This is a genomic window from Psychrobacter sp. (genome assembly GCF_035469765.1).
Lineage (GTDB): Bacteria > Pseudomonadota > Gammaproteobacteria > Pseudomonadales > Moraxellaceae > Psychrobacter.
This window is the reverse complement of the sequence record NZ_DATIRM010000442.1, coordinates 1-3,906: the sequence shown is the minus strand read 5'-3', so window position 1 is coordinate 3,906 and position 3,906 is coordinate 1. Positions and strand designations below refer to the sequence as shown.

The 3,906-nt window shown below is 42.8% G+C and carries 3 protein-coding genes and 1 pseudogene; 2 read left to right on the top strand and 2 right to left on the bottom strand.

Features of this window, described 5'->3' with window-relative positions; translation table 11 throughout:
• Positions 1-69: 69 nt before the first annotated feature.
• Together VLN09_RS12040 and VLN09_RS12035 are read right to left on the bottom strand one after the other, a co-directional pair.
• Entirely contained in the window at positions 70-528 is a 459-nt protein-coding gene (locus VLN09_RS12040) for a hypothetical protein (protein WP_325246829.1), read from the bottom strand.
• Between the two features lie 180 nt (positions 529-708).
• Positions 709-1,650, bottom strand: a complete 942-nt coding sequence (locus VLN09_RS12035) for a transaldolase (RefSeq protein WP_325246827.1) — start codon at positions 1,648-1,650, stop codon at positions 709-711.
• A gap of 528 nt (positions 1,651-2,178) precedes the next feature.
• On the opposite strand from VLN09_RS12035, the gene pheA reads away from it, so the two are divergent.
• Both pheA and VLN09_RS12025 read left to right on the top strand, forming a co-directional pair.
• Entirely contained in the window at positions 2,179-3,294 is a 1,116-nt protein-coding gene (gene pheA, locus VLN09_RS12030; protein ID WP_325246831.1) for a prephenate dehydratase, read from the top strand.
• Between the two features lie 94 nt (positions 3,295-3,388).
• Positions 3,389-3,906, top strand: a pseudogene (locus VLN09_RS12025) (histidinol-phosphate transaminase); the annotation flags it as partial.

Sequence of the window (3,906 nt, the reverse complement as noted above, 5' to 3'; positions counted from 1 at the left end):
AAGCGCGCTGAATGAGTTCAGCGCGCTTTTTTTATTTACTATCAAATTATTTTGTTTCTCTTTTTTGTGCTACTTAGCCTTCGCTTGCTCGTAATTTTTGCACGTTTGCTCGATAAGCATACGGCTGATGGTTTTTGGACTGGTGATTTTAAAGTCTTTGCTGGTCAGAATGGGTTTATCTGATTGCCAGGATTTGATGACTTTATTGTCAGCGGTATAATAAACGTACGCTCGTCTGTAATAGCTGTCATCCTTACAAGAGATAAGCCATTGCTGATCGCTATGATGGATACCACCTTCTTTGCTATCACTCGTGGTACTTTTGGATGCAGGATAAGCTCGACGAATAGAGACGGTGATGTTGTCGACCCGTTTTTCATCAAGGACATTGATGTCCGAGCGTTCGATAGAATCCAAATCCACACTAAAAATGGAGCCAGTTTGACTTTCTGCTACCGTTGACCAGTTTGCTGCATGAGCACCAATCGCAAGCGTACTGCTTGCTACTATCACTGCTAGCCGTTTCATAGTAAAACCTTGCTTTTCATCATTTTAGGTCGCTCATAATAAACAACTTACCATAAGCAGGCAAACCTCTTTTATTACCTGCTGCGTACACCCATCTAATATTACCGCTATCTTCCATCATTTTTGTTGAGTGTTTCTTAGATTATCTCAGCAATGCTGTTATATGAGTACCTGTTTAGATTAGCTACGCATATTCGCTAACATTTGAGCAAGCTCATCACGCGCACCAATGAAACCATCAATGCCCTTGGGTAACAAATCTTGAGTGATGGTATCTTGCTGATAGGCAGTACTATATTCTTCAGGGCTCAAGCTCACGCGCTTCATATCTGCCAGAGCCATTGACATGCTTTCTGATAGTTGACGCATGACTTCGATATCCATGGCTGTTAGCTCATCGATGAGGTCAGGTGCGATGGTCAGTAAATCACAGCCTGCCAGCGCCAATATCTGCTCAGTTGAGCGAAAACTTGCGCCCATGACTTGGGTTTTGTAGCCATGCTGCTTGTAATATTGATAAATACGCTTAACCGATTGCACGCCCATGTCGTCAGAAGCGGGTATGTTTTGACGGTTTTGCTGGCGCTTTTGCCAATCTAAGATACGTCCAACAAAAGGGGATATTAAGGTCACGCCCGCATCGGCACATGCGATGGCTTGATGCTGACCAAATAGTAAGGTGAGATTGCAGTGAATACCTTGGGTTTCAAGGTAGCGGGCGGCTTCAATGCCTTGCCATGTCGCTGCCATCTTAATTAGTACTCGTTCTGAGTTGATACCCGCTTTTTGATACGCTTCCATAAACGCCAATGCTTTATCAATGGTTGCTTGCGTGTCATAGGACAAACGCGCGTCAACCTCAGTTGAGACCCGACCTTCAATGAGAGATAAGATATCGCAGCCGATTTGAACGGTCAGCTCATCGATTACCTTATCAATATCCCCTCGATGGCGACTCATGGTCTCTGATAGGATGGCTTCATTGTCAGGATGGATAAGGGCTTTGGTGATTAGGCTTGGATTGGTGGTCGCATCGATAGGTTTTAGACGCTCAATGGCGGCAAGGTCGCCGGTATCAGCAACAATGGTAGTCATAGTGCGAAGCTGTTGTAATGCGCTCATCAGATATCCTTTATATGATCAATTAACGTTGTTATTTTCTTAGTGCAAGGAGGGCTTGTGCTTATTTTTATCAATAAAATGCTAGCCACGCCTAAACTGTAACATAGATTTGAGTCTATGTTATTCGATAGTTTTATGGTGCTGAGCCTTTATAATGCTGAACTGTGCTTAGGTTTATGGCAATTTATAGCTATTTATAGATTTACGCGCATTTACAAATGGGCACTGTGCATAGTTTTTGCTATAGTAGAGCGGGCGAGCTATGGAGCTGCTGCAATTACTTATTAAAGTGGTGTCAGTATCTCGCAATAGTATAAGCTAGGGATGATAGAGGCAGGTGGTTTTGATAGATAATTCTATTGATAACCATGGTGCTCTCACTAGCAGCGTAGCACTATAATGTAGCAATTTAATATTGCAGTGAGCAGTTATAAAATTCAGTGATAATATAAAAAAGGATGGGCGGTAATGAGTGAGCAGTCAGCAGAGCAAAACGTGGGCAATCTAAATCCAGTCAACACCAATGATATGACAAATGAAAAAGAGTTTTTGGATAATATCCGCCAAAATATCGATGCAGTAGACTGTGAAATTCAAACGTTGATTAATAATCGTGCCAAGCTTGCTCAGCAAGTGGCAGCAGTGAAAAAAAGCCATATTGCTAATAATCCGACTGCCAACAATACCAATCCTATTTTTTATCGTCCTGAGCGTGAAGCGCAAGTTTTAAAGGCGGTAATGGCACGTAATGAAGGGCCTATTGCTGATGAAAAAATGGCGCGTTTGTTCCGTGAGATTATGTCAGTATGTCTTGACTTAGAAGCGCCGCAACGTATTGCGTTTTTAGGACCAGTAGGTACCTTTACTCATGCAGCGGCTTTAAAGCATTTTGGTAAAGCGGCAGATACCGTACCGTTAAATACCATTACTGATGTGTTCCGTGAAGTTGAAGCTGGCACAGCAATGTACGGTGTCGTTCCTGTTGAAAACTCATCTGAGGGTGTCGTTAATCATACTTTAGATGGCTTTTTATCTTCTACACTCAAAATAATCGGTGAAGTTGAGCTGCCTATTCATCAAAATTTCTTGGTCGCTGAACATACCAAACTTGATGGTCTAAGCCGTATTTACTCACATCAGCAATCATTGGCGCAGTGTCGTCATTGGCTTGATGTAAATTACCCTAATGTTGAGCGTGTGGCAGTATCGAGTAATGGTGAAGCAGCGCGTCGCCTAAAGAACGAGTGGCACTCGGCAGCGATTGCAGGTGATGTGGCGGCGGCAGAGTATGATTTGCATAAGCTGTATTCAAATATCGAAGACAATCCAAACAATACCACGCGTTTCTTAATTATTGGTCATGAGGCGATTGCGCCATCTGGTCACGACAAAACCTCGATTATGGTTTCAGCACATGATAAAGCGGGCGCATTGATTGAAATTTTAAAGCCTTTATCCTATCACGGCGTCTCTATGACCAGTATCGAGACACGTCCAGAACGTCCAAATAAATGGGCTTACGTGTTCTTTATCGATATGGATGGGCATATCGAAGACGCAAATGTGAGCGCTGCGATCGCTGATATCCGCCCATTGGTCAAAGATTTGCGGATATTGGGTTCTTATCCAAAAGCAGTATTATAGGTACAGATATAGATATAAATATCGCAAAAGTAATGCTGACTAAGTTCATCATCTGAGCCAATAATAGATGTGTCAATTCATCTAAGGATAAAATATGCCGTCTACACCATCGACAGAGTTAGATTTATCGCCGCTAGTGCCTGCCTATGACAGTATTTTGGAGTTGGCACCTTATCAAACGGGAAAGTCGGTTGAAGAGTTGACGCGTGAGTATGGCGTCTCAGATGTGGTCATGCTTGCCAGTAATGAAAATCCGCTTGGCTGTTCACCAAAAGTCACGCTTGCGATTACTGAGCAGTTAGGACAGTTGTCACGCTATCCTGATAGCAATGGCTCTTATCTTAAACAAGCATTGGCGGACTTTAATAATGTCAATGTCGACCAAATTACTCTAGGTAATGGCTCTAATGATTTGCTAGATATCTTAGCGCGTAGTTTTGCCAGTGCTGATGATGCCATTGTCTATAGCCAGTATGGGTTCATTATTTATCCGATGCTCGCTAAAATGCAAGGTGCCCTGGGTATTGAGGTAGCTGCCAATCGCTTTGGTCACAATCTAAAGGCTATGAGCCAAGCAGTTGAAGATAATCCTGATGCTAAGATGGTTTTTAT